This is a genomic window from Marinilabilia salmonicolor JCM 21150, assembly GCF_000259075.1.
Lineage (GTDB): Bacteria > Bacteroidota > Bacteroidia > Bacteroidales > Marinilabiliaceae > Marinilabilia > Marinilabilia salmonicolor.
On sequence record NZ_AJKI01000065.1, the window covers coordinates 24,603 to 30,602 of the forward strand.

The 6,000-nt window shown below is 42.9% G+C and carries 5 protein-coding genes; 3 read left to right on the plus strand and 2 right to left on the minus strand.

All coding sequences use genetic code 11. From position 1 onward, the window contains the following. Window positions 1-187: 187 nt before the first annotated feature. The 3 genes from W7W_RS0121205 (at window position 188) to W7W_RS0121215 (ending at window position 3,889) form a co-directional block, all read left to right on the plus strand. Window positions 188-1,558, plus strand: coding sequence for a sigma-54-dependent transcriptional regulator (locus W7W_RS0121205; protein WP_010665618.1), 1,371 nt, complete (start codon window positions 188-190; stop codon window positions 1,556-1,558). Next, on the plus strand, window positions 1,558-2,916 hold the full coding sequence (locus W7W_RS0121210) for a sensor histidine kinase (RefSeq protein WP_010665619.1): 1,359 nt from the start codon (window positions 1,558-1,560) through the stop codon (window positions 2,914-2,916). Before W7W_RS0121205 ends, W7W_RS0121210 begins: the two co-directional genes overlap by 1 nt. A gap of 73 nt (window positions 2,917-2,989) precedes the next feature. Then, window positions 2,990-3,889, plus strand: coding sequence for a lysophospholipid acyltransferase family protein (locus W7W_RS0121215; RefSeq protein ID WP_010665620.1), 900 nt, complete (start codon window positions 2,990-2,992; stop codon window positions 3,887-3,889). A gap of 72 nt (window positions 3,890-3,961) precedes the next feature. Here W7W_RS0121215 and W7W_RS0121220 read toward each other — a convergent pair whose 3' ends face one another. Both W7W_RS0121220 and W7W_RS23630 read right to left on the minus strand, forming a co-directional pair. Continuing rightward, complete coding sequence (locus W7W_RS0121220) at window positions 3,962-5,743, minus strand: AMP-dependent synthetase/ligase (protein ID WP_025007254.1); 1,782 nt, start codon at window positions 5,741-5,743, stop codon at window positions 3,962-3,964. Beyond that, window positions 5,703-5,858: a hypothetical protein gene (locus W7W_RS23630; RefSeq protein WP_157202521.1), complete on the minus strand. Its 156-nt coding sequence runs from the start codon at window positions 5,856-5,858 to the stop codon at window positions 5,703-5,705. Before W7W_RS23630 ends, W7W_RS0121220 begins: the two co-directional genes overlap by 41 nt. Between the last annotated feature and the right edge of the window lie 142 nt (window positions 5,859-6,000).

The following is a 6,000-nucleotide window of genomic DNA, read 5'->3' on the forward strand; positions in this document are numbered from 1 at the left end:
TATTAAAATATTCTTTTAAAAGGAATACATAATGTTGTTGCGTTTTTAGAAGACCGAAGGTCTTTAAGCAATAGCCTGGGGCAACGCCCTGGGCTATTGCTCTCAGGCTTTCAGCCTGTTTATACTTTACCTGTCTTATGTATAAGGTAGATTCGGACAAGGTTACAATTTTTGACTAATAAATAATATGGCTAAAGGAAACATACTGATCGTTGATGATAACAAAAGTGTGCTAACTGCCCTGGAGTTTCTACTTTCGTCGGATTTCGATAAGGTTGTGTGCATCTCCAATCCCAATCAAATCAACGCTGAACTGGAGAAAACAAATTACCACCTGGTATTGCTGGACATGAATTTTAAAACCGGGGCAAATACCGGAAATGAGGGGATTTACTGGCTTCGGCAAATAAAAACCCAAAAGCCGGAGATATCAGTGGTGATGATTACTGCTTATGGCGATGTGGAACTGGCCGTGAATGCACTGAAAACCGGTGCCACAGATTTTGTTCTGAAGCCCTGGGACAACACCAAACTACTGGCGACGGTCAATGCAGCCGTTCAACTCAGCCAGTCGCGTGGAGAGGTTAACACCTTAAAGCAAAGAGAAAAAGACCTGAAAATCAGTTTCCAAAACAACCGAAAACACATCATCGGCTCTTCCCCGCAATTGATGAAAGTACTCAATCTGGTACGCAAAGTGGCAAAGACCGATACCAATGTGTTGATTACCGGAGAAAACGGAACAGGCAAAGAACTAATTGCCCGGGAAATACACCATCTCTCCTCACGAAACGATGAAATACTTGTAAATGTGGACATGGGAGCCATCAGCGAATCACTTTTCGAAAGTGAACTGTTTGGACATGTCAAAGGAGCCTTTACCGATGCCAAGGAAAACAGGGCCGGCAAATTCGAGGTAGCCCATCGGGGAACCCTATTCCTTGATGAGATCGGAAACCTCCCCTTGCATCTTCAGTCCAAACTGCTGGCAATTCTTCAAAACAGGGAGGTCACCCGACTGGGCTCCAATCAGCCAATTCCCGTTGACATCCGCCTTGTTTGCGCCACCAACCGGAATCTGCCGGAACTGGTCAGAGAAGGCCTTTTCAGAGAAGATCTCCTCTACCGGATTAACACCATACACATTGAAGTTCCTCCGTTGCGGGAACGAGGTGAAGATTTGCTGGTTCTGGCCGATTTTTTCCTGAAAAAGTATGCTTCCAAATACGACAAATCTCAACTGAAAATCAACAAACAGGCACAAGAGAAACTCCTGAAATACAACTGGCCGGGAAACATCCGGGAACTGGAACATGCCATTGAAAAAGCAGTAATTTTAAGCGATAGTAACATCCTGAAACCCGACGATTTTTTCCTGAGACCTGTCACCGGTAACACTTCCGGGAATCTGGACACCACACTAAGTCTTGAAGAGATGGAAAAACAATTGATTTCAGCAGCCCTGGACAAAAACCCCGGGAACATTACAGCCGCAGCGGCCCAATTGGGCATTACACGCCAGACATTGTACAACAAAATGAAAAAACTAAATCTGTAATGAGAATGTCATTTCTGACACGTTCGGTCATCCTGATCCTTCTGGTTGCTTTTTCAGCCATCACAGCTGCCTGGGGTTTTTACTACCTGAAAACAGAGGCAATTGGAATAGCAGCGACCCTGCTTTTCATTGTATTCACCTGGCATCTGATTTCCTATCAAACCCGGTTCTTTAGTAAAATCAGTTATTTTTTCGACGCCGTCCGAAATGAAGATTCTGCGCTTTCATTCCCCAAAAGCAAAAATGACCCTTTTCTGAACGAACTCAGTTCTAACCTTAACAGAATCAATGAACAAATTAAAAAAATCAAGACCGAAAGCCGGCAACAGGAACAGTACTTTCAGACCCTGACAGACCATGTCGCCACAGGTATCCTGTCGTTCGATGATACAGGTTTCATCTTCAATGCCAATAAAAACCTGAAGCAGATGCTTGGTCTGGAGCAATTGACCCACCTTCGCCAACTTCACAAAGTGGACAATCAACTGGCACACGTTCTGAAAAACCTGCCACCGGGTAATCAGCGAATGCACACCATTAAATCAACATCAGGAAAAAGCATAAATCTGCTTCTGAAATCCACCTCATTCAAAAACAAAGACCGGACACTGAGACTTGTATCCTTGCAGGATATCAATGATCAACTCAGCGAAAAAGAAATGGAATCGTGGCTGAAACTCATCCGTGTGCTCACCCATGAGATCATGAACTCCATTGCCCCGGTTACTTCTCTTTCCGAAAACCTGAAGAACCTTTACATTCGTGATGGAGAAGTAATCAGCCCTGAAATGGTATCGGAAACAACTATTGCCAAAACAGCCAAGGGGCTTGAGGTTATTGAACAACAGGGAGTTGGGCTCATCAACTTCGTAGAATCGTACCGCAAACTCACCCGCCTACCCAATCCGGAACTAAAGCCGGTAAATGTCAAAAATCTTATAGAAAACACAGTTCTTCTGAATAAGTCACTTTGGCCTGACATTCAAATATCGTTACAAATAAATGATCCTGATTTGAAAATTAGTGCCGACGAAAAGCTCTTCTCGCAGGTGCTGATTAATCTGTTAAAAAACGCGACCGAATCGCTGTATGACCAGCAAAACGGGAGAATCCATATCCAGGCAAGTTGTAATCAGGAGAGAAAAATCGAAATATGCATCAAAGACAACGGCCCCGGAATACCTCCGGAGTTGCTGGAAGAGATATTTGTACCATTTTTTACTACCCGTGAATCCGGCAGTGGCATTGGTCTTAGTCTTTCCCGTCAAATCATCCGTTTACATGGAGGAAAACTTACCGCCACCTCCCAACCGGGAAAAGAAACAACCTTTTGTATTGAAGTTCGCCCGACAGACTGATGTTTCAGGAAACTTTCTGCAAAGTTGTCCGTAATAGCAAGGTCTTAAAAAACCAGAAAAACCAATTTAGTGTATGTTTCAGACTATAAACAGATATATAGGTGCCTCCCTTTTCCTTTTTCTTTTAGGCTTCATCGCTATAATTCCCTTCCCTGTTCTTTATGGCATTTCTAACTTTTTTTCATGGTTATTAGGCAGCGTTTTCAAATACCGCCGAAAAGTCATTGAAGACAACCTGAAAAAATCGGATTTGTCATTGTCAGACGATGAGAGAGAACAAACAATCAATGCTTATTACCGAAATTTATCCGACATTATTCTGGAAGGACTAAAAAGCTTTTCCATGTCGCGCAAAACTGTAATTAAGCGCCATAAAGTACTTAATCCGGAAGTACTCAATCAATTTCATGAACAAGGTAAAAGCGTTATTGTGGTTACCGGACATATTGGCAACTGGGAATGGGGAAGCCTGTCAGCCGGTATCTTTACCAACTACAACGTCGTGGCTTTTTACAGTCCCATGCGAAACAAGCCCATCGACAAGATGATGCGGTGGTCGCGCTCCAGATTCGGTACGATCCTCTCACCCACCAAAAGAACCACTAATACTTTTGCAGAAAACAAGAGCAAACCCACACTTTATCTCATGGCTGCTGATCAGAGTCCCTCAAAAGTCAAGACTGCTCACTGGATCAATTTTCTGGGACGGACGACTGGTTTCCTTCACGGGCCGGAAAAACATGCGCGTAACAACAACTACCCCGTGGTTTTTGCCGATATTGAGAGAAAAAAAAGAGGGTATTATGAGCTAAACCTCTCTGTGCTTACAGAGAAACCACAGGAAACTGACCATGGTGAAATCACTAGACAATACGCAACGGTTTTGGAGAACTACATCCGGAAGCATCCAGATAACTGGCTGTGGTCGCATAGGCGGTGGAAACGAAAACCGCCGCAACAGTTACAATCGTAAAACAAATAAGGTCCGAAAGAAAAGGGAATACAACAAATAATAACCAATAGATGTCTTTCCAGAAATTATAGATTAGATGGTTGTCCCATACAACCCATCTATCACTCCCTTATATTTCTCTTCAATCTTCCGCCTTTTCAGCTTCAAAGTGTTGGTCATTGTGCCATTTTCCATGGTGAAAGGTTCTTCCAACAAAGCCACTTTCTTCACTTTCTCATAAGGTGCAAGGTTTTGTTGCACTTCATGAATATGATCTTCAAAAGCCTGCAACACATGGGGATGATACAGTAAATCATCCCCCTCAGGAACCTCAATATTTCGTAGCAAGGCCAGCTCTTTCAGTTTACTCAACAGTGGTACAATCAGGGCAGTTACATAAGGGCGGTTATCACCCACCACTACAATCTGTTCCACCAGTTCCTGCTGCTGAAGCAGTGTTTCTATTTTCTGAGGCGACACATACTTTCCTACAGAGGTCTTCATAAGATCTTTGATACGATCGGTCATAATCAGGTCGCCGTTTTCATCCAGCATCCCTTCATCGCCGGTATGAAACCATCCATCTGTCATTACCTCCTGAGTTTCTTTTTCCTTTTTGTAGTAACCACTGAAAACACTGGCTCCCCTGACCAGTATTTCACTATTGTCGCCAATTTTGACCTCTACTCCCGGCATCACCGAACCACATGTTCCGTAAGAATAAACATCATCACGAAAACAGGAAACGGTAGCTGAAGTTTCCGTCAGACCGTAACCATAGGTCACAAACAATCCAAAAGCGTGAAAAAACTTAAGAATTTCGGTACTCAGAGCAGCTCCTGCACACGGCATAAACCTTATATTTCCACCAAAAACACCACGCAGTTTTCGAAAAACCAATTTCTCCGAAAAAGCCAGTTTCCACTGCAACGTCCGAGGCAATTCGGCATGGCGACTTCTGTATTTATTGGCCTTAAGCCCTGTGGTAATAGCCCAATTAAATATTTTTTGTTTTATCGGTGACCACCGCAGCATCTCCTCCTGGATACCCTGGTAGGTTTTATCAAAGAAACGGGGGACAACACACATCATGGTAGGTTTCACCTGACGCAAGGCATTCACCACATCACGCGGATCATCAAGAAAAACATTGATTACCCGGCTAAAAAGCATTAAATGTGTCCATAAACGCTCGAAAACATGACTTAAAGGAAGAAAACTCAGGGAAACATCTTCTGATGAGACTTCCAGCCGTTCCTGATGTATTTTCCAGGCATTTACAAAGTGAGAATGCTTCAGCATCACTCCTTTAGGCTCTCCGGTGGTTCCTGATGAATAAATAATCGTAGCCAGATCATCAGAATGATAATCAGAGACATTATCTGAAATGGAAATATGAAGACCTTTCTTTTGAGACAATTCAAGAAATGAGGAAAACGAAAGAATCCGGTCATCCACTGTATTACATTCATCAAATACCACCATCTGCTCCAGCGTATTATCTTCATCCAGAAGGCATTTCAACATTTCTTTTTGCTCACAGGTACCAACAAAAAGAATTCTGATTTCTGTCTCGTTCAGAATGTAGCGAATCTGATCCATGGAAGAGGTAGCATACAGCGGTACCGTCACCCCCCGGTTGGCCATAATGCCCAAATCGGTTAATAGCCATTCGGCCCGGTTTTGACTGATAATTCCGACATTATCGCCTGGTCTGCTCCCCAAAACATGAAGCCCGGACAATGCCTGCTCCACTTTTTCACCAAGCTGATTCCAACTCCATGATTTTTTTGTTTTTTCTCTGAAACGAATAATCTCTTCATCCCCAAACTCCTCAATCCGATTGAGAAGCATCCTGATCACATGGTTCTCCATAAATATGTATTTCCCGCTGTTTTAAGTCCCCCAACAATCTGATTTGCACCTCATAAACACCGACTCCTTTTTCCCGGAACCAATTATTTTGAGGATCCATCAGATTACAATTCATTTTTTAAACGGAGAAAACTCCTTTGGGTTACATGGGTGAGTTAGATAGAACAAGAAGCAGACTTTTTTGTAAAAAAATCCTTAGTACATGACAAAACAGTTAAATAATTGAAAATCAATAAAATAACAGTCTAAAAATTTGG

Coding starts and splice junctions, on each gene's coding strand:
- W7W_RS0121210 (WP_010665619.1), top strand. CDS start 1,558: ATGAGAATGTCATTTCTGACACGTTCGGTCATCCTGATCCTTCTGGTT.
- W7W_RS0121220 (WP_025007254.1), bottom strand. CDS start 5,743: ATGGAGAACCATGTGATCAGGATGCTTCTCAATCGGATTGAGGAGTTT.
- W7W_RS23630 (WP_157202521.1), bottom strand. CDS start 5,858: ATGAATTGTAATCTGATGGATCCTCAAAATAATTGGTTCCGGGAAAAA.
- W7W_RS0121215 (WP_010665620.1), top strand. CDS start 2,990: ATGTTTCAGACTATAAACAGATATATAGGTGCCTCCCTTTTCCTTTTT.
- W7W_RS0121205 (WP_010665618.1), top strand. CDS start 188: ATGGCTAAAGGAAACATACTGATCGTTGATGATAACAAAAGTGTGCTA.